Here is a 19,748-nt window from a genome sequence, read left to right on the forward strand (position 1 = left end):
AAGTTAAAATGTGTATATGGATGTAAGTATAGTAGTATAATTAAAGAAATTAAGTAATAATATTTAAAAGTTATTTAGGAGGTATAAAATGGTACATGATATTGACTATAAGATATTTGGAAATGAAATGCAGTATGTAGAAATTGAACTTGATCCAAGAGAAACTGTAGTTGCAGAAGCTGGTGGTATGATGATGATGGATAATAGTATTAGCATGGAAACTATTTTTGGAGACGGAAGTGAAAAAAGCCAAAGTGGAATTTTTGGTAAATTAGGTGGAGCAGCAAAAAGAGTTATTACTGGAGAAAGCTTGTTTATGACATCTTTTACTAATACAGGTGTTACTAAAGAGAAAATTTCATTTGCAGCTCCATATCCTGGTAAAATAATACCAGTTGATTTAAGAATCTATGGAAATAAATTGATTTGTCAAAAAGACGCATTTTTATGTTGTGCTAAAGGTATTAGCGTTGGAATTGCATTTCATAAAAAGCTAGGAACTGGCTTTTTTGGAGGTGAAGGATTTATACTTCAAAAATTAGAAGGAGATGGCTTAGCTTTTATACATGCAGGGGGAACAATAGCTAAGAAAATATTAGGACCTGGGCAGAAAATAAAAATCGATACTGGATGCTTAGTTGCAATGACTCAAAATGTTAATTATGATATAGAATTTGTTGGAGGATTTAAAAATGCTGTATTTGGAGGAGAAGGTCTATTTTTTGCAACATTAACTGGACCAGGTGAAGTCTGGGTGCAAAGCTTACCGTTTAGTAAATTAGCATCTAGAGTTTATACAGCAGCACCACAAGGTGGTGGAAAGTCAGTTGATCAGGGGAGTGTACTTGGTGGACTTGGGAACTTGTTTGAATAAAATATTATTTTTTAGGAGGGTTTATGAAAAAGAATATTAGTCCAATTATATGGGGGATTGCAATTATTTTATTTGGTATTGCAACAATAGGAAATGCATTAGGATTATGGAGAGTTGAGCTATTTGATGGATGGTGGACCTTATTTTTTATAATACCTGCAATAGTAAGTATGATATCAGAGGGAATATCAATTGGAAATATTATTTTTCTTTTAATTGGAGTTGGGTTATTTATTGAAATAAGAGACTTATTCCCAAATATTAATGTTTGGGGAGTTTTAGTAGGGATAGTTGTAGTTTCTATAGGATTAAATATTATTTTTGGAAAGTGCAATACTAAAAGTAAAAATAGAACTTTAAGTAAAGAAGAACGAGAAGATATAAATGAAAGAATTAGAGAAAATTGTAGCATAAATGGTGATGTAAATGATAGTCCAGCTTATTTTACAGCATTTGGTGGAATAGAAACAAGGAATATATCACAAAATCTTTATCAAGGGAGTGCAACAGCAATATTTGGTGGTGTAGAACTAGATTTATCTCAAGCAAAGGTTGTTGATAATTGTAATTTTAACTGTACAGCGATATTTGGTGGTGTAGATATAATAGTTCCTAGAAATACAAGAGTTATAGTTAAATATACTCCTATATTTGGTGGAATAGATAATAATGCACCTATAAATGAAGATTTGAATGCAGCGACAATGACAATAAACTGTGTTTGTATATTTGGTGGAATAGATATAAATTAAAACTAGTTGAATCTTCATTTGGACATCCTTTTAAGTATAAAAAATACAATTATTATAAAAATTTAGTTGAAAAATAATAGATTTGTTCTTATAAGAAGTTTTTTTTAATATTAATAAAATATAAAGATATAAAAAACTTTTGGAGGTAAGGTATATGTATACAGTTGGAATTGTTACAAGTAGTGATAAATGCTCAAGAGGAGAGGTAGAAGATACTTGCGGTAAAAAAGTAAAAGAAATATTAGAATTGCAAGGGTTTTCTGTTGAAAGATATGTAGTTCTTCCAGATGAGATAGATATTTTAAGTAAAGAACTTATGTTTATGAGTGATGTTAAAAAAAGTAATTTAGTTATCACTATAGGAGGAGTAGGAATTTCATCAAAAGATATCACTCCAATAGCAACTAATAATGTAATAGATATAGAACTAGAAGGCGTAAGCGAGGCTATACGAAACTATTGTTTATCAATAACAAAAAGTGCCATGTTTTTAAGAGGTAAATCTGGTGTAAGAAGAAAAACAATTATAGTAAATTTACCAAATGATTATAAATTGTGCAAGGAAATATTAACATTTATTTTAGAGGAATTAAAACATGGAATAGATATAATAAAAAGAGAAGTAAGAAATTAATAAAAGAAAAAATTAAATTGAAATTATATGCGTAAAATTATCATATAAGTAATTTGAATAAATATCTATTTAATAGTTAAAGAGGAATTATTATTATATAAATAAGTATAATAATAATTCCTCTTTTATTGTTTAATGAAAACCACCTGCTATGCAGGTGAGTTCCGAAAAGCTTTAGCGGTCAGTAGGAAATAAAAACCTCCTTTGGTATAATTAAACTAGGTTCGACAGCCAAATTTAATAACCAAAGGAGGCATCCGTAATGGATAGTAATAGTTTATCACATACAAAATGGAATTGTAAATATCATATAGTATTCGCGCCTAAGTATAGGAGGAAAGAGCTATATGGAGAAAAGAAAAAAGAAATAGGTAAAATATTAAGACAGTTATGTGAGTGGAAAGGTGTAACTATAATCGAGGCGCATGTATGCGTTGATCATATACATATGTTGGTTGAGATACCACCAAAGATGAGTGTATCAGGCTTTGTAGGATTTTTAAAAGGAAAAAGTAGTCTTATGATTTTTGAAAGATTTGCAAACTTGAAGTATAAGTATGGAAATAGACATTTTTGGTGTCGTGGATTTTATGTGGATACAGTAGGAAGAAATAGAAAGGCAATTGAAGAATATATAAGAAATCAAGAAAAAGAAGATATGATTTCAGATCAAATAAGTATGAAAGAATATATGGACCCTTTTAAGGGTAGCAAGTAACATAGTATGCGGCTGGCGAACCAATTTAAGCGCCTTAAGGCGCAATGCAGGTAAGAGGCCCTTATAGGGCTTAGGAAATACCACCAGCTAAGCTGGTGGATTTTTATTGATTACAAATTTTCATAAGATAATAGATAAAATATTAAAATTAGTATATTATTATCAGTAGGATATTGCTAATAAAATATAGATTAACATAAAGAAATATTTTAGGAGATTTAAATATGAGTGGAAAAGGGTTAAAAAAAGAAGATAATATAAAAAAGATTGCATTTATATGTGTACATAATTCTTGTAGATCTCAGATGGCAGAAGCTTTTGGTAAAATAATCGGAAATAATATATTTGAATGCTATTCAGCAGGAACAGAAAATAGAGACAAAATTAATAAAGATGCTGTAAGAATTATGAAAGAGATTGGAATAGATATGGAAATTAATCAAAAACCTAAATTATTAAATGATATACCAGATGTAGATATAGTAATAACTATGGGATGTAATGTTAATTGCCCAATGTTACCATGTTCTTATAGAGAAGATTGGGGCTTAGAAGATCCTACAGGAAAATCAGATAATGAATTTAGAGTTACTAGAGATTTAATTAAGGATAAGGTATTAAATCTTGTTAAAAGATTAGAGCTAAATGAGATATAATAGTAAAGGTATATTGAAAAGAATAATGATTTTTATATGTATATATTAAAAACTTTAATTGGGAGATATAAAGATGGATGGAATAATTAAAAAAGTTGCAGCGGTACATGATATTTCAGGAATAGGTAGATGTTCATTAACAGCAGCTATTCCAATACTTTCAGTTTTAGGGGTTCAATGTTGCCCTTATCCTACTGCAGTGTTATCCTCTCAAACAGGGTTTGAAGGGTTTAGTTTTTTAGACTTATCAAATGAGATGGAGAAGTATAAAAAATCTTGGAAAGACTTAAATATTAAATTTGATTGTATATATAGTGGCTTTTTAGGGTCAGAAAAGCAAATAGAAATATTAAAAGAATTTATAAAAAGTCAAAAGGAATCTTTAATTATTATAGATCCTGTAATGGGAGACAACGGTATTTTATATGATACATATACCTATTCTATGTGTAGTAAGATTAAAGAGTTAGTTTCACTTGCTTATTTAGTTACACCTAATTTAACAGAAGCTTGTATTTTAACTAATAGAGAGTATAGTGATAAAATAATTAATATAAGAGATCTTAAAGATATAGCAAAGGATATATGCAAATTAGGAGCTAAAAAGGTAATTATTACTGGGATTATTAAAGACAATGAAATATGGAATGTAGCATATGATAGTAAGGAAAATGAATATAATATTGTTAAATGTAAATATAATAATAAATCCTATAGTGGAACAGGTGATGTTTTTACATCTATTATTTGTGGACTAACTCTTAAAGGATATAGCTTAAATTATTCTGTAAAAAAAGCTACGGATTTTATTTATAAGGCTATTGAATTTAGTATAAAATATGATGGTAATCCTAAAGAAGGTATTATGTTTGAAGGAGTTTTAAGAGAATTATTATAAAAATATGCTTTTATAAAATAGGTGGTATAAATTATGAGAGTAATGACATTTAATTTAAGAAGTGACTTTATTTTGGATATAAATAATAGGTGGAAAAATAGAGCAGAGATAGTATATGAAATTATAAAAAAGTATAATTGTGATATTATTGGAGTTCAAGAATTAACCGATAAAATGCTAGAAGACTTAAGAAAAAACCTAGTAGATTATAATATAGTTGGAAGTCCAAGAAGTAAAAAAATATTTATTGAAAGAAATGATATATTAGTATCTAAAAAGCATAAGATTATTGAAAATTCAACCTTTTGGCTATCTTCAGAACCAAATACCGTTGGAAGCTCTATATGGTACTCACTATATCCGAGAATATGCACAACTGCATTAATAGAACTAGAAGATAAAACTAAGATTAGAGTATATAATACTCATTTAGATTGTCTTTTACCAAAGGCTAGAGAGTATGGTTTGAAAAAAATAGGAGAAATGATAGAAAAACAAGAAGATATAGATGGCTTACCAAGTATATTAATGGGAGATTTTAATGCAACTCCAACTAGTAAATTAATAAAGGGCTTTTCAGAAGGAAATTTTAGTAAAAAGAAATTTATTTCTGTAAATGGATTTAAAGGTGAAGCATATAAAATGTCAACTATGAGTAAATTTAAAGGTAATAAAACAGGATATCATATAGATTATATTTTTGTTTCAGAAGATTTTTCAATAATTAATAGCAAGATAGTTGATGATAACATAAAAGGTAAGTATCCATCAGATCACTATCCAATAGTAGCAGAAATTAAAATTTAGGATATAACTTTGCTAGATTTATTAGCTTTAAATATGTTAAAATATTTGTACTTATAAACTAAAAGATGAAAGAGGGTGACTTAAAGTTTGGAATTTTCAAAGGTACAAAATAAATTTATTTATCAAAAGTCTCAAGGGATACAGTTATTAAAAGGAAAAAAGGGAACAGGTAAAAGTACTTCATCTATATATAGAGCAATTAATCTTGAAAATAATTATTGCATTTATGAAAATGATGAAGTTTTAATATTAACAGGTGATTATAATAAAACAAATGAGGCTATTAAATTATATAAAAGTAAAAGTAACAAGGATTATTTTTATTCATTATTTTCATTAGATAAAGAAAGAGTGAAAATATCAACTTTAGAAGATATTATTAATACATATTCTAATGCTTATAGAAGAGAAGGTGGCATAGTATTAAAATATGTAAATAAAGAAAAAATATTTGAGATATTAACAAACCTAGACGAGGTTTTAAGTAATTTTTCTAAAAAATCTAAGTTTTTAAAAAGTGCATCAAGAGATCTTATAATTGATGAAATAATGTGGATTAAGGCAAGTAATTTTACTAAACAGGAATATTTAGATGTAGATAGAAAAGGTCGTAATTCTAGAATTAGAAAAAATTCCTATACAAGAGAAGCGTTATATTCTCTTAAAGAACTTTATAATAAAGAACTTTTAACGAATAATCTTATGGATGAATATGATCATGTACTATTTTCAATTAAATATATAACAAAACATAATATTTATTATAGTCATATTATTGTAGATGATTGTGAAAATTTAACAAAGGGTGAAATAGACTTTGTTAAAAACCTTTATAGTATGAGAAGTTACTCATCTTTAGTTTTTATAGTAAATAGTGAGCTTGATAATAAAAAATATTCATGGCTTGTAAAGGGAAGAAAGTTTAAAACTTTAGGAACTGAATTTAAAGGAAAAACTTTTAATTTTAAAACTAAGTTTGAAAAAGAATTAGTTAAGCCACAAACAATTGAGAACTATACATATGTAAACTTAAAGAATAAAAAAATATATAATTTTAATATAGATATCTCATCACCTGAATATGAAATTTTATTAGAAGATAAAGTATCATTTAAAGAGGATGAATTAAAGGAAGTTCCAGTATTTACAAATATAGCAGCTGGAAATCCAATAGAAATTAATGATAGTATAGAAGGAAATTTTAAAATTCCAATGCAGTGGCTAGAAAGAGGAAAGGAAACCTTTATCCTAACTGTAAGGGGAGATAGTATGGTTGATAAGAATATATGTGATGGAGATTTAGTTGTTATTAAAAAGCAACAAACAGCAAATCATAATGATATAGTTGCAGCTAATCTAGACGGACAAGCAACTTTAAAGACATTAAATATGAATAGTAATATACCAATGTTAATGCCTGCAAATACAATGTATAATCCTATAAGTTTAGAAGATAAAGAGGTAAGCATATTAGGTATAGCCATAGGTGTTATAAAACAAAATTAATATATTTACTTCACAATAAACTCTCTTAAAGAATATATGTGTATTAAGGAGGAGAGATTATGGGTAGAAGTAATAATTTAAAGTTTATAAAAGAAGTTATTGGAAGTGTAAGAAAAATAATAGCTCTTGCTGTTACTTTAGTATTCTGTTATTTAAGTATAAGTGGAAAAGTAACTTCAGATGAATTTATACCAGTTTTTAGTATGATAATTGGATATTATTTTGGAAAATCAACAGCCTTAGATGTTCCTAAACATAAAGTTAGTACATTGAACTTAGAAGATGAAGAAGAATAAATATGAAAATAGATATAGAATATTAAAAAGTTAAAATTTAATGCTAATTATTTTAACTTTTTAGTATAAGCTATATCTATTTTTTTATACAAAGATTTTTTGAAAATTAAATTTGGAAAAATATATTAGGTTTTAAGATCAAATTTAGTAGAACAATTTTTACATGTAACTATAATCTTTCCCTTTCCTCTTGGAAGACGCAACTTTTGTCCACATTTTGGGCATTTAGTTATTTTAAATTGATTTTTCTGAGAAAAATAATATTTTACTTTATCAAATAAGAAAAAAATATTATTTAGGTTTAAAATAGGAAGCTGATGTGGTAATGATTTACCGAATCTCCCTAATAGCCTGTTTATTAAAGTCGTAAATTTAATAAGCTCGCGTTTTCTACTAAAAATGTCCTTTGATAAGGCTCTAAAAATACTAAGAAAAATTAATATATATCCAAATATACTTGTATAGTACCAATTACCTAGTAAAGAACCTATAATTAGTAGTACTATTGATAATAAATCAACTCCATAAGTTCCTTGTAGAAATTTCATTTAATCACCTCACAATATCTATATAAAGATAATTAATATTATAATATATGTAAAAATAATGAGCAAATAAATTAACTATGAATTTGTTTGCTTGTATTTTTATTTAAAATATAGTTAAATTAAGTAAAAAAGAATTTACTAAAGAGGTGAATAAAATGGAAAATAATATTCCAAAAGAACATATAGAAAGAATTACAAAAGCTTCAACATACTTTATATTTAGAAATGGTCCAGTAAAGGAGTTATATGATGATGGTAAAATATCTGATGATGAAATAAAGAGAATGCAGAGATATATGCAAAATCATCTTGCATATTTATATAATATATTATTAGAAGAAGGAGATTTGAAAAAATTTGATCTTATTATTAATACAATGAGTAAATTTTATGTAAATGATGAAGAAAAAATAGTTTTAGAAGATGATGGATTTAATACATTTTATAATCAATTGTTTCCTAAAGTAAGTGGTTCTATAAATATAAAAAAATAAATTATATATTAGTAAAGTTATTATTTTCTCATAATAAGATAATAATAGAATAATTTTAAGTGGGAGATAATAATGATTAAGTTACTATTAACAATATTATATTTTAGCCTGTACAGTTTTTTAGGATGGGTGTGTGAAGTGTTTTATTGTTCTATTCCTAAAAAAGAATTTGTAAATAGAGGCTTTTTAAAGGGGCCAGTATGTCCAGTTTATGGTTTTGGAGCTTTATCTGTAATATGGATTTTAGGAAGTTTGAAAATTAATTCATGGATTTTATTGCTTATAGCAGGTGGTATTATTGCTTCTATTATAGAATTTTGTGCTGATTTATTGTTAGAGTATGTTTTTCATACGAGGTTATGGAATTATTCTAATAGGAAATACAATATAAAGGGAAGAGTATGTTTGTTAAACTCTACACTTTTTGGAATATTATCAGTAGTTTTAATGAAAATATTACATCCTTTATTTAATAAAATTTTTATTGATTTAAATTTTTATTTTATAGTTATAGTTTCTATAATAGTAACTATAATATTTATTTTAGATATTATATTTACTGTAAAAGAAGTATTAAAATTAAACTATAATCTTAAGAATATTGATATTATACAAGATATAAAAGCTAAAAAACTTAAAAGAATTTTAAAGGCATTTCCACAGTTAGAGCATAAAACTTATCATGATGAACTAAAAAAACTTAAAGAAGTTTTAAAATATGAAATAAGAAAAAAATAATAAAATTAGGAGTGTTTTTATGTATATTGCATTTGGAAGAAAAGTAGTAGATAGTGAAGATATAAAAAAAGTAATAGAGGAAAATTCAGAGTTTAAAGTTATTAAAGATATGAGTAAAGGATCTAAGAGAGAAGATATAGTAGCTTTTAATTTAAGTATAGATATTAGTACTTTAAATGAAATAATGGAGGAAGATTATAGTTTAGAGGAGCTTACAGAAGATGAGTTATTTGATGAATATCTAACTTTATCAGAAGAGTTAGCCACTGATTTAGAAGAATATATTGAAGATGAATCAATTTTAGATATAAGAGCTTATAAATGGGATCCGTCAGACAATGATATAAAGCTTGTAGTTGTTATTGCTCATGAAGATTTAGGTGAAGGTAAGCTTAAAGATGTTATGAGAAGATTATTAACACAATTAGAATAAAATTCTTTATTTACTATTTAAAGTCGGTATATATAAAATATATCGGCTTTTTTCTATTTTATGTAAATATATTTATATATAATTCTAAAATTTGTTGTATAATATAATTAAAAGTAAATATTTTGAATAAATGAAAGTAATAGTATTATTAAGGAGGGGAAATGACAAAATTAAGTATAGAACAAATTAAGATATATGAAAGCTTTCAGTTAAATAAAGGATGTAGTTTATGCAAAGTTTTAGAGGATTATGAAGACAAAGTACTAAATGCTATTTCTCAAGATTTAGTAATGGACTTAGAATTTTTCCCGAAGTTTGGCAAAGAATATACATTTTGTGATAGACACATGGGAAAGTTTGATGAAATAAGAGATAAACTGGGTATGGCAATAATGATAAAGAAGTTAATAACTATGGAAATAATGAAAATTGAAAGTGCTTCATTAGAAAAAAAGAAAAGGTTATCATTTAATAAGAGTAAAAAAGAGATGAAATGTTTTGTTTGCGAAAAAATAAATGAAAAAACAATGAATTATGATGTGAAAAGAACTATAGATTTATGGTCAGAAAATGAAGAATTTAAAAAAATTTATAGTCTACAAAACAATTTTTGTATAAAGCATTTTAATTTATTATTAAGTAAAGGTAAAGAAATATTAAGTCCTAGTGAGTTTAAATTATTTAAAAAAGTAACTTGTAACATACAACTTAAATATTGTAAAGAATTGGAATTGGATATTGAGTGGTTTATAAAGAAATATGATTATAGATTTAAAAATGAACCATGGAATAATGCTAAGGATTCAATAAATAGAGCTAAGGATATTTTAAAGAGAAGTAAAAGCTAATTAAATGGTATGAAAATAAATATATAAGAGGATTTAGGAGAGGATTATGAAGAGGATGAGCACAAAAAGACAAAGTTTAACTAAAAAAATGCTATCATATTTTATTCCGGCAATAACTATTGGGATTTTAGGAATATCATTAATAACATATTATTTTTCTAGTAAAACATTAATTAAAAATAGTATGATCTTAATGGAAAGTGTTAGTGAACAATCAGCTATGAGAATTAATGATAAGATAAAATTTAATTTAGAGTCAGTTAATGAAGTATCTTTTGATAAGAGATTAATTAATGAAAATATATCAATAAAAGATAAAAGAGAAATATTAAAAGATAACTTCTTAGGTAAAGGATTTAAAGCTTTTGGAATAGTAGATTTATCAGGAAAGGTATATTATGATACTGGAACTTTAGGAGATATTTCTGATAGAGAGTTTTTTAAGAAAAGTATTAGGGGGGAGGCTTGTGTATCAGAACCTTATGTAGATGGTGTGAACACAGATTATTTAATTTCTTATACTGTTCCTTTAAAAAGTGGAGAAAAGGTAGTTGGTTTAATAATTGGTATAAGATTAGCATCAGAGCTTAGTGATATTGTTACAGAGATTAAGTTCTTAGAAACTGGAAATGCTTTTATGCTTAGCAATGACGGAACTATAATTGCACATAAAGATTTTAACTTAGTTAAAGAAAAAACTAATTATATAAAAAATAATTCAGATAGCAGTGAGTATATAGATTTAATAGATGTTCATAAAAATATGATAGAAGGAAGTAAAGGAGCAAGGGAATATAATTTAAATACTGATAAGAAATATATTTCATATGCACCAGTAAAGGATACTGGATGGTCAGTAGGAATTACTATTGATAAAAGCGATTTATTAAAAGAATTAAAATCTTTAAATATAATATTATGGAGTACATCAGTTTTAATTGGATTATTAATTGTTTGTATATTAATTTTATTAACTAGAAGATTTGCTAAAGTATTTGATTCAATAAAAATTAATATGAACAATTTTGCAGTAGGAAATTTAAAAACTAGATTTAATGATAAACAATTAGATATAAATGATGAATTAGGTGAAATTTGTAATGCAATAGAATCTTCAAGAAAATCGGTAGGTAAAATGATTGGAACTATTCAATTGTCAGCAGAAGAATTATCAAATGATTCAATAGAACTATCAAATATATCTGAAGAATTAAGTATGGTTGCTAATAATATTGTAATTGCTATAGGAGAAATTGCATCAAGTACAAATAACCAATCTAGTGATTTGCAAAAAATGGTTAATACAGTTAATAATTTAGGAATTAAATTAAAAAAAGTATCTAATAATATATCAAATATTAATTCTATGACTTTAGAAATAGATAATAACTCAATAAAGAGTAATGATGATATGAAAAATTTAATAAATTCAATAAATACATTTGATAATAAATTTAATGGATTTGTTAAAAGTATTGAAAATATGAATTCTGATATAGGAACAGTTAAAAGTATATTTGTGCTTATAAATAATATTGCAGAACAAACAAATTTATTAGCTCTAAATGCAGCCATAGAAGCAGCTAGAGTTGGAGAGGCGGGAAAAGGTTTTGCTGTTGTTGCAGAGGAAGTTAGAACTTTAGCAGAAAATTCTAAAGAAGCTTCAGATAAAATACATTTAATTTTAAATAGTATATTTAATAGTGCTAATATTATATCAGAAGAAACTAAAACTATGAGTAAGGATTTAGAGAAGCAAAAAAACATAGTTGAAGAAACAATAAATTCTTTTGGGGAAATTTCTAACTCAGTTAAAAATATTTCACCAAGAATATTAGAAATTAATAATGAATTTAATGATATAGAAGTGGATAGAGACAATTTACTAGAATTTGTTCAAGAGGTATCAGCTTTATCAGAGGAAATTGCAGCTTCATCGGAAGAAGTAACAGCCTCAGCTCAGGAGTTAAATAAAAATAGTGAGTGTGCTTTAGAAAGTTCAAAAAGGCTAGCAAAAAAAACAGAAAGTATGACAAAACAAGTTGATAAATTTCAGGTGCAATAAAATAAAAACTTAATAAATAAATTATAAAAAATAAGGTTTTCTGTAAAATTACAGGAAACCTTATTTTTTATTTAATAATAATAGTATTAGCACATACCATTACTATTTCCGCCACCACCACAAGCATTCATATTATTTGAGTTAGGTTTTACGTTATGTTGTTTATAATAGTTTTCAAATTCACTAGCTCTAGATTTTAAGGTATTTATACTTTGAGAATATTCTTCATTTTCAGGATCTAATTCTGAGGCTGTAATTATATGCTGAACTCCAGTATCAAACCATCCTTTTTTTAAATTAACAAATCCTTTTAAATAATTCCATTCAGCAGAATTTTTATGATCTATCAAATTTAATTTACTTTCAGCAACTACAATATTATTATTATCTATAAGTGTACGTATTTCTTTATAAATACTACCGTTTATAAGTATATCGTATGCAATATTTGCATCAGATATTTTATCTTCAGCTAAAGGTGCTGATTCACTATTATTATAAATATCTAAGCTATATTCATTTAGGATACTCTTGTAGGCCATTTCAATTTCATCTTTAGGTGCATTTGGACTAACTCCTAAAACTTTATAAGGGTCCAAATTAAATTCACTCCCTTTATATATTTTTACTTATTATAAATATATAGAAGTAAGGTTAATATTGTTACAACTAAAGAGAAAAGGCAAAAAAAGTAGAGCTTGGCATCCGGCGAAGGACAAACCAAGCTCTACAGGTAATTAGCACTATACGTACCAACTGCTTTTTAATAATAGCATCTATTAAAAAAAATAGCAAGAAAATATTAAAATTATTTTTAATAAAACATTGGAAAAGAGTTTTATAATATGGTAATTTAATATTTAGAATAAATAAAAGAGATAATAGGAGAACATTTATGACAAGATTTAAAAAAGTATATATAGAAATTACAAATATTTGTAACTTAAGTTGTAATTTTTGCCCTAAAACAAGTAGGAAGTTGAAATTTATGGATATAGAATCTTTTAAATATATAATAAAAGAAGTAAAACCTTATACAAAGCATATTTATTTTCATCTAATGGGTGAGCCTCTTTTAAATAAAAATATTAAAGAGTTTTTAGAAATTGCTAATATTAATGGCTTAAAGGTTAATATAACAACAAATGGCACTCTAATTAATGATTTAAAAGATAAATTAATATATTCTAAGGGACTTAGGCAAGTAAATATATCTCTTCATAGTTTTGAAGCAAATAATAGTGAAGTTGACTTTGATAAATATATAGAAGATATAGCTTCTTTTATAAAGGAAGCAAGAGAAAAAAGTGATATTATATGTGCATTAAGACTATGGAATATGGATACTGAAGAGTTAAAGGCTAGCAATTCTTTAAATAATAGTATTTTAAGTATGTTAGAAGAAAAATTAGCTTTAGATTTTAATCTAGGAGAAAAATTAATAGAAAAAAATCGTGTTAAATTAATGGATAATGTATATTTAAATATGGCAGAAAAGTTTAATTGGCCCAATATAAATATAGAACCAATTAGTGACAGTGCATTTTGTTATGGTTTAAGAGATCAAATTGGAATACTAGTAGATGGAACAGTTGTACCATGTTGTTTAGATAGCGAGGGAAATATTACTTTAGGGAATATATTTGAAAATTCTATTGAAAGTATATTAGAAGGCGACAAGGCTAAAGGAATATATGATGGATTTTCAAGAAGGGTTGCAGTAGAAGAGCTATGTAAGAGATGTGGATACGTTAAAAGATACCAAATAAAATAAATAAGGTGGGAATAATAATTGAGATATATTTATAATTTAACATTTAAAATGACCTTATCTGCTATAGCTTCCTTAATTATAGCTAATAAATTAAATGTAGAATTTGCAACAGTTGCAGCTGTTATTGCTATTTTAAGCATTCAAGATGATAGAAAAAAAGCATTAGTGATAGGGAAAAATAGAATTTTTGCTTGTATAATATCAATTATACTATCAGCAATATTATATAGATTTATAGGACAAGGAGCATTTATTTTTTCATTGTTTTTAATAATATTTATTCCTCTTGCGTCTAAATTAAATATTTCAGAGGGAATGGTACCTGCTATTGTATTATCAACACATTTATTAATAGCAGGTGAAATTAATATCTATTGGATAACAAACGAACTTTTAATTATGGGTATAGGTATAGGAACTGCTTCAATAGCTAATATATTTATGCCATCATTAGAAAAAATATTTAATGAAGATAAGGAATTTATAGAAAATCAATATAGAGTAATACTTTCTAAAATGTCAAATTCTCTTATAACTCAAACTGTTGATATTGATGAAGAAAAAGTTTTAAAAGAACTTGAAATTAGGTTAAAGGAAAGTTCAGAAAGAGCTTATAAAATAGCAAATAACAAACTATTTAAAAATAATTCCTATTATACTGATTATATAAATATGAGGAAAAATCAATTTGATATTATAATGAAAATGAGAACACATTTTGAAAGATTTTATATGTCATTTGAACAAACACATTTGATGTCTAAATTTACAAAAAAAGTTGCAGAGAATGTTAAAGATATAAATGATTGCAATGAACTTCTTATAGAATTATCTAAGTTAAAAGAAGAATTTAAAAAAATGGCTCTTCCCAAAACAAGGGAAGAGTTTGAAAATAGAGCACAACTTCTTCAATTTTTAAATGATATGGAAGATTTATTAAATATTAAAAGAAATTTTGCTTCAAATTATTTATAAAAAAATTTCCATACCATCAAATGCAAAAAAAATATTATGTTTTTGTAAGTCTTTTTCTAATTCTAAATAATCATCAAAACTTTTACCCCAGTTTTCTTCTAAATGAGTAAGTATAATTTTTTTGAAATTATACTTATTTTTTATTTCTATTATTTCATCAATTGTAAACATAGCATCATATATTTTATTTCCAAGAGGAATATAGGTATTGTTGTTAAAGTTTTCTTTTGGAATAAATCCTCCTAATATCGCAATATCAGCATTTAAAAATCTATCATCATTTGGAAAAGGTTTGTTATCACAAGGGGCATATATTAGCTTGGAATTATAGTTTTCAAATATAAAAGCAGTAGATATACCACTAGATTTAATTGGTACAAGGGTTATATTTAAAGAGTTAACTTCTATATGTTCTAATGAATTGATAGTACAAAGATTATGACTATAATAATAATCTAAAAAAGAACCGAATTTATTTTTTATATTATTTATATCTGAAATAACCTCAGGAAGTCCAATTATTTTAATTGGGTCTTTACAATGTATATTTCTAAAATAATCTAGCCAACTTAGTTTAAGTTGTTCAATTACTCTCAAGCCTAATGTATGATCTGGATCCCAATGAGAATAAAGTAATATATTTATATCGAAAATATTATATTTATTTAATTGATAGTTTATATCTTCTGGCGTATCTATAAGTATTTTGAAGTTTTCAATATAAAGAGAAGAACCAGTTCGTTTATATGGCTCACCCTTTATTCTTGCCTCAGAGCAAATATTACATCTACATCCTGCTTTAGGAATAGAAGTACATCCTCCAGAACCTAATATTTTAAATAATAAATTATTTTTAACATTTTTTTTATTAATCATAGTTTACCTCTAAACAATATAATTTATAAATTATTATAATATTTAGAAACAAAAATGTAAATAAATAACAAAAATAATTTTAATTAGTATATTTAACATAATGTATTAATAAATATATTATATATTAAAGTAAAATTAATAAAGAAGGAGATGGTATATATGGCAGAGTCAGAAAAACTTCGATGTCATAAGGAAAAAATAAAAGAAAATATAGATTATGCTAAATCAGCTGGTATAAATAAGGTTTCTGCTTTACTTACATTACAGGGGAAAGAAGGAGACGAGGTAGAAAAAGAGTTAGTTACTTGGTTAATATTAGATGGATATAAAGTATCTTTAAGAAAGGAAGAGATAAGTATCTTAACTATTGAGTGGGATGTATAGTTAAAATAACAAGGGATATTGACAAAATTTTCAAAGGTGATATAATTAACTGTATAAAAGATAAAGAATAACTTTTAAAAGGTTATATTCTAACTAAAAGCTTAAAATATTAAAATTACAATTAAGTGTTTTAATATTTATATAAAATAAAGAAAATAATAATACTAAAACCTTTAAAAATTTTTAAAATAGCTAGAAAATAGAGTTATATATTTATAACTCTATTTTTATTTATAATCTAAATTCTAATATAATATTTTAAATTAAAGATTAGACTATAGGAATTATTGATATAATAAAAATAAAAGGGAGGTAGTAATGATAATAAAAAAAGAGTTTTATAATAAAAGCGCGGTAGAAGTTGCTAAAAATTTACTTGGACAGATACTGGTAAGGGAAATAGATGGAATAAAAGTAAGGTGCAAAATAGTAGAAACTGAAGCGTATATAGGTGCTATAGACAAAGCTTCACATGCTTATAATGGTAGAAGAACAAAAAGAACTGAGACCTTGTATGAGGATTGTGGTGTAACGTATATTTATTTTATTTATGGGTTATATTATTGTTTAAATATAATAACAAATAGTAAGGATATTGCTGAAGGTGTATTAATTAGAGGAATAGAGCCATTAGATAATTTTGATTATATATCTAATAATAGGTTTAAAACAAACTACGAAAGTTTAACTAATGCTCAGAAAAAGAATTTAACTAATGGGCCTTCAAAGTTATGCATGGCTTTAGATATAACAAAAGAAGATAACTGTAAAAAAGTTTATATAGAAAATGATATATACATAGAAGACGGTTACGTGGGAAATTTTGAAATTGTAGAAACTACTAGAGTTGGTATAGAGTATGCGGAAGAAGCTGTAGATTTTCCTTGGAGATTCTATATAAAGGGCAATAAGTATGTATCAGTAAAATAAAAATATTATGTATATTTATAAATTAATTATTTAAAATAATATTACGACTTAATTGTAAGGAGGTATATTATGAAACTAAAAAGATGTTTATATACGACTGTATTACTTTTAACTATTTTTTCAATTCCAGTATATTCAAAGCCAATTAAAAGTCCAGTTTTTATTGGGGAAATATTAGAAGTAAATAAAGGGGAAAATGGTAAGGTTAATAGTATTTTAGTAGATGGATATATTAAAGGAAATGAGGTTTATAAAGAAAAAATTATTGGAATTATTTCAGATGAAACAAAAATTTTAAATTCTTCTAATGATAAAAAAGAGGATATAATTATAGAAAAGGGCGATCTTGTTTATATGAGAATTAGTGAAGCTATGACAAAATCAATTCCACCACAAAGTACTATAAAAAGAGTGTTTATTTCAAAGGTAGTTAAAAATAATTAAATGTGAAAGGAGAAACTTAGTTTCTCCTTTCACATTTAATTTTAAAAAATTCAAGTGTTTAAAATAAATTTGAAATATAGTAAAATATTAACAGGGGGGCAATGGGGAGGGAGAATTTTTTGATAATAATAATAAATGAAGTAATAAGTAAAGAAAAAAGCTTAATATCAAAAATGTTATCTAACTCTATTCAAAATAGTATGCTTTATGATACGAAAGAAGTAGATATCATGTTAAAGAAAATAATTACAAGTGATAATTTAGTCTTAAGTAAAGAAAATAATATATGTGATTATGTAGATATATGGGTAAAAACAGTTATAAATATTGGGAAAGAGTTAGTGGAAAAATATAAAAAAAATTTAATAATATCTATAAATCTAGAAAATATAAAGTATTTTAAAGGAATTTGTCAGGAGTTTTCATCTATCTATAATGAAGTTTATAGTTTTTATTTAATAGAATCAGATCCAATTAATAAGAAAACCTTAAGTGAAGATACAGAAATAGATTTTAATAATATAAATAAGACTAAGGAAGAGTTTTATAACGAATATTTATATACTGATAATTTAGAGGTTAAGGAAGTTGAAAAAATAATTTTAGAGGAGATTAGAAAAAAATCAGAGAATTTTTTTATTAATAAGTTTTTAGTAAATAAGGATTATTATATAAAAGCTCCAAAGTTAGATTTAAATTTATTAAATTCTTCTCATCAAAGTGTTAAACAAATTATTAAAAAGAAACAATATATGGAGGTAGGTTTAGAAATACATCCTCTACTTATACAACAACAATTAGATATAGAAGATTTAAATAAATATTTGATACCTACGAAAAGTATTCAAAGTAATTCAAAAGAAATAATTAATTTTATAAATAAAAATATTGAAGAAGTCAATGATTCCTTTAAAATTATAGAAAGTGTTTTAAAGTATACTAGAAATATTAAGTTTGATAGTGATTTAGAAATTAAAATATTTAATGAGGGTGTAACTCAGGACGCAATAGAAACTATAAGAAGAGGTAAAGGAACTTGTTGTGAGTGTGTAAATGTATTTATTGCAATAATGAGAACTTTTAAAATCCCATCAAAATTCATAGTAGGAAAAAACTCAGATAATTTATATCATTTTTGGGCTGAAGTTTTTGTTGAGAATCTAGGTTGGATTCCTGTTGAAACTAATATTAATATTCCTATTAATATTAACAAAGGGTATTTTGGAATAACAAATAGTCATATAAAAACTCATGAGGGAATAGATTTTGAGTCTATAGATATTAAGCTACATGATTTGAACATTGAAATTAAAAAAATAGAGTAGTAAAATTAAAATAATATAAAAATAAATTGTTAGAAAGGTGTAAAATATGATTAAGCATATAGTTATGTGGAAGTTACTTGATACTTCAGAGGGAAATACAAAAATTCAAAATGCTTTAGAAATAAAGCAAAGATTAGAAAAATTGCCAAGTATAATATCAGAACTAAAAATGATAGAAGTAGGAATAAATATAGAAGAATCAAATGGAGCATATGATATTGTTTTAATTTCTGAATTTAATAATAAATTTGATTTAGAAATATATCAAAAACATCCAAAGCATCTTGAAATTGTAGAGTTTGTAAATAAGGTGAAAGAGGAACGAGTTGTAGTTGATTATGAAATATAAAAAATATTTAAATGAGGTGGAGATGGAAATGGAGACAGTTATAATAACAGATTCTTGTTGTGATTTACCTATTGAATTTATAGAAAAACATAATATTGACGTTATGTCTATAAGGGTTAATTTTTGTGGACAAGATATACCAGATGACCTAGGGAAAACTTTAAAACATAAAAAGTTTTATGATGAAATTAGAAAAGGTGAAATGCCTTCAACTGCTCAAGTAAATGCATTTACTTTTGAAAGTGCATTTAGAAAGCATGTTGAAAGTGGAAAATCTGTAATATATGTTGGCTTTTCATCAGCTTTAAGTGGTTGCATAAATAGTGCTAAAATAGCAAAAGAAATTATTTGTGAAGAAAATAAAAATGCAGATATTACTATAATAGATAGTAAATCAGCATCCTTAGGGTTAGGACTTATTGTA

General features: G+C 25.2%; 25 protein-coding genes. 22 read left to right on the forward strand and 3 right to left on the reverse strand.

Annotated elements, in window-relative coordinates:
- The first annotated feature begins 88 nt into the window (after positions 1 to 88).
- From ACYQ1T_RS15185 to ACYQ1T_RS15225, 9 genes are all read left to right on the forward strand, one after another.
- The gene (locus ACYQ1T_RS15185) at positions 89 to 874 is read left to right on the forward strand and encodes a TIGR00266 family protein (RefSeq protein WP_459836632.1); all 786 of its coding nucleotides are present in this window, start codon (positions 89 to 91) and stop codon (positions 872 to 874) included.
- 23 nt (positions 875 to 897) lie between these two features.
- The gene (locus tag ACYQ1T_RS15190; RefSeq protein WP_459836634.1) at positions 898 to 1,626 is read left to right on the forward strand and encodes a LiaF transmembrane domain-containing protein; all 729 of its coding nucleotides are present in this window, start codon (positions 898 to 900) and stop codon (positions 1,624 to 1,626) included.
- Positions 1,627 to 1,780: 154 nt separating this feature from the next.
- A complete protein-coding gene (locus ACYQ1T_RS15195) occupies positions 1,781 to 2,260 on the forward strand; it encodes a MogA/MoaB family molybdenum cofactor biosynthesis protein (protein ID WP_459836636.1) in 480 nt (159 codons plus the stop codon).
- 262 nt (positions 2,261 to 2,522) lie between these two features.
- Positions 2,523 to 2,978, forward strand: a complete 456-nt coding sequence (gene tnpA, locus ACYQ1T_RS15200; protein ID WP_459831012.1) for an IS200/IS605 family transposase — start codon at positions 2,523 to 2,525, stop codon at positions 2,976 to 2,978.
- 257 nt (positions 2,979 to 3,235) lie between these two features.
- On the forward strand, positions 3,236 to 3,634 hold the full coding sequence (locus ACYQ1T_RS15205) for an arsenate reductase ArsC (protein WP_459836686.1): 399 nt from the start codon (positions 3,236 to 3,238) through the stop codon (positions 3,632 to 3,634).
- Positions 3,635 to 3,707: 73 nt separating this feature from the next.
- Positions 3,708 to 4,532: a pyridoxamine kinase gene (locus tag ACYQ1T_RS15210; protein WP_459836638.1), complete on the forward strand. Its 825-nt coding sequence runs from the start codon at positions 3,708 to 3,710 to the stop codon at positions 4,530 to 4,532.
- Between the two features lie 33 nt (positions 4,533 to 4,565).
- On the forward strand, positions 4,566 to 5,339 hold the full coding sequence (locus tag ACYQ1T_RS15215; RefSeq protein ID WP_459836640.1) for an endonuclease/exonuclease/phosphatase family protein: 774 nt from the start codon (positions 4,566 to 4,568) through the stop codon (positions 5,337 to 5,339).
- A gap of 87 nt (positions 5,340 to 5,426) precedes the next feature.
- On the forward strand, positions 5,427 to 6,845 hold the full coding sequence (lexA, locus tag ACYQ1T_RS15220) for a transcriptional repressor LexA (RefSeq protein ID WP_459836643.1): 1,419 nt from the start codon (positions 5,427 to 5,429) through the stop codon (positions 6,843 to 6,845).
- A 59-nt stretch (positions 6,846 to 6,904) separates the two neighbouring features.
- Positions 6,905 to 7,141 (forward strand): hypothetical protein, encoded by a 237-nt coding sequence (locus ACYQ1T_RS15225; RefSeq protein ID WP_459836645.1) that lies wholly within the window; start codon positions 6,905 to 6,907, stop codon positions 7,139 to 7,141.
- A 125-nt stretch (positions 7,142 to 7,266) separates the two neighbouring features.
- Here the strand turns inward: ACYQ1T_RS15225 and ACYQ1T_RS15230 are convergent, their stop codons facing one another.
- Entirely contained in the window at positions 7,267 to 7,689 is a 423-nt protein-coding gene (locus ACYQ1T_RS15230) for a zinc ribbon domain-containing protein (RefSeq protein WP_459836648.1), read from the reverse strand.
- A 155-nt stretch (positions 7,690 to 7,844) separates the two neighbouring features.
- Between ACYQ1T_RS15230 and ACYQ1T_RS15235 the strand changes: the two genes are divergently transcribed.
- The 5 genes from ACYQ1T_RS15235 to ACYQ1T_RS15255 all read left to right on the forward strand — a co-directional run bounded on the left by ACYQ1T_RS15235 (position 7,845) and on the right by ACYQ1T_RS15255 (position 12,267).
- Positions 7,845 to 8,183: a hypothetical protein gene (locus ACYQ1T_RS15235; protein WP_459836651.1), complete on the forward strand. Its 339-nt coding sequence runs from the start codon at positions 7,845 to 7,847 to the stop codon at positions 8,181 to 8,183.
- 72 nt (positions 8,184 to 8,255) lie between these two features.
- Positions 8,256 to 8,921: a putative ABC transporter permease gene (locus ACYQ1T_RS15240; RefSeq protein ID WP_459836654.1), complete on the forward strand. Its 666-nt coding sequence runs from the start codon at positions 8,256 to 8,258 to the stop codon at positions 8,919 to 8,921.
- 19 nt (positions 8,922 to 8,940) lie between these two features.
- Positions 8,941 to 9,354 (forward strand): hypothetical protein, encoded by a 414-nt coding sequence (locus tag ACYQ1T_RS15245; RefSeq protein WP_459836657.1) that lies wholly within the window; start codon positions 8,941 to 8,943, stop codon positions 9,352 to 9,354.
- Between the two features lie 161 nt (positions 9,355 to 9,515).
- On the forward strand, positions 9,516 to 10,202 hold the full coding sequence (locus ACYQ1T_RS15250; RefSeq protein WP_459836660.1) for a DUF6062 family protein: 687 nt from the start codon (positions 9,516 to 9,518) through the stop codon (positions 10,200 to 10,202).
- Positions 10,203 to 10,248: 46 nt separating this feature from the next.
- Positions 10,249 to 12,267, forward strand: a complete 2,019-nt coding sequence (locus ACYQ1T_RS15255) for a methyl-accepting chemotaxis protein (RefSeq protein WP_459836662.1) — start codon at positions 10,249 to 10,251, stop codon at positions 12,265 to 12,267.
- Between the two features lie 86 nt (positions 12,268 to 12,353).
- On the opposite strand, the gene ACYQ1T_RS15260 is transcribed toward ACYQ1T_RS15255, so the two are convergent.
- Positions 12,354 to 12,866 carry a DnaJ domain-containing protein gene (locus ACYQ1T_RS15260; protein ID WP_459836664.1) on the reverse strand — a complete coding sequence of 171 codons (513 nt, stop codon included), beginning with the start codon at positions 12,864 to 12,866 and terminating at the stop codon, positions 12,354 to 12,356.
- Positions 12,867 to 13,162: 296 nt separating this feature from the next.
- Between ACYQ1T_RS15260 and ACYQ1T_RS15265 the strand changes: the two genes are divergently transcribed.
- Entirely contained in the window at positions 13,163 to 14,041 is an 879-nt protein-coding gene (locus ACYQ1T_RS15265) for a radical SAM/SPASM domain-containing protein (RefSeq protein ID WP_459836667.1), read from the forward strand.
- Between the two features lie 18 nt (positions 14,042 to 14,059).
- Positions 14,060 to 15,016 carry an aromatic acid exporter family protein gene (locus ACYQ1T_RS15270; protein WP_459836670.1) on the forward strand — a complete coding sequence of 319 codons (957 nt, stop codon included), beginning with the start codon at positions 14,060 to 14,062 and terminating at the stop codon, positions 15,014 to 15,016.
- On the opposite strand, the gene ACYQ1T_RS15275 is transcribed toward ACYQ1T_RS15270, so the two are convergent.
- Positions 15,011 to 15,892 carry an MBL fold metallo-hydrolase gene (locus ACYQ1T_RS15275; protein WP_459836673.1) on the reverse strand — a complete coding sequence of 294 codons (882 nt, stop codon included), beginning with the start codon at positions 15,890 to 15,892 and terminating at the stop codon, positions 15,011 to 15,013. The two genes, ACYQ1T_RS15270 and ACYQ1T_RS15275, sit on opposite strands and share 6 nt — an antisense overlap.
- 159 nt (positions 15,893 to 16,051) lie before the next feature.
- Here ACYQ1T_RS15275 and ACYQ1T_RS15280 point away from each other — a divergent pair, with 159 nt between their 5' ends.
- The 6 genes from ACYQ1T_RS15280 to ACYQ1T_RS15305 form a co-directional block, all read left to right on the forward strand.
- Positions 16,052 to 16,276: a hypothetical protein gene (locus ACYQ1T_RS15280; RefSeq protein WP_459836676.1), complete on the forward strand. Its 225-nt coding sequence runs from the start codon at positions 16,052 to 16,054 to the stop codon at positions 16,274 to 16,276.
- Positions 16,277 to 16,594: 318 nt separating this feature from the next.
- Positions 16,595 to 17,206 carry a DNA-3-methyladenine glycosylase gene (locus tag ACYQ1T_RS15285; RefSeq protein ID WP_459836678.1) on the forward strand — a complete coding sequence of 204 codons (612 nt, stop codon included), beginning with the start codon at positions 16,595 to 16,597 and terminating at the stop codon, positions 17,204 to 17,206.
- Positions 17,207 to 17,275: 69 nt separating this feature from the next.
- Complete coding sequence (locus tag ACYQ1T_RS15290) at positions 17,276 to 17,650, forward strand: hypothetical protein (protein ID WP_459836680.1); 375 nt, start codon at positions 17,276 to 17,278, stop codon at positions 17,648 to 17,650.
- Between the two features lie 119 nt (positions 17,651 to 17,769).
- Positions 17,770 to 18,975 carry a transglutaminase-like domain-containing protein gene (locus ACYQ1T_RS15295; protein WP_459836682.1) on the forward strand — a complete coding sequence of 402 codons (1,206 nt, stop codon included), beginning with the start codon at positions 17,770 to 17,772 and terminating at the stop codon, positions 18,973 to 18,975.
- Positions 18,976 to 19,021: 46 nt separating this feature from the next.
- Complete coding sequence (locus tag ACYQ1T_RS15300; RefSeq protein WP_459836403.1) at positions 19,022 to 19,324, forward strand: Dabb family protein; 303 nt, start codon at positions 19,022 to 19,024, stop codon at positions 19,322 to 19,324.
- Positions 19,325 to 19,352: 28 nt separating this feature from the next.
- On the forward strand, positions 19,353 to 19,748 hold a 396-nt coding region (locus ACYQ1T_RS15305; protein WP_459836684.1), incomplete at its 3' end, for a DegV family protein.

This window comes from Clostridium carnis (assembly GCF_054657435.1).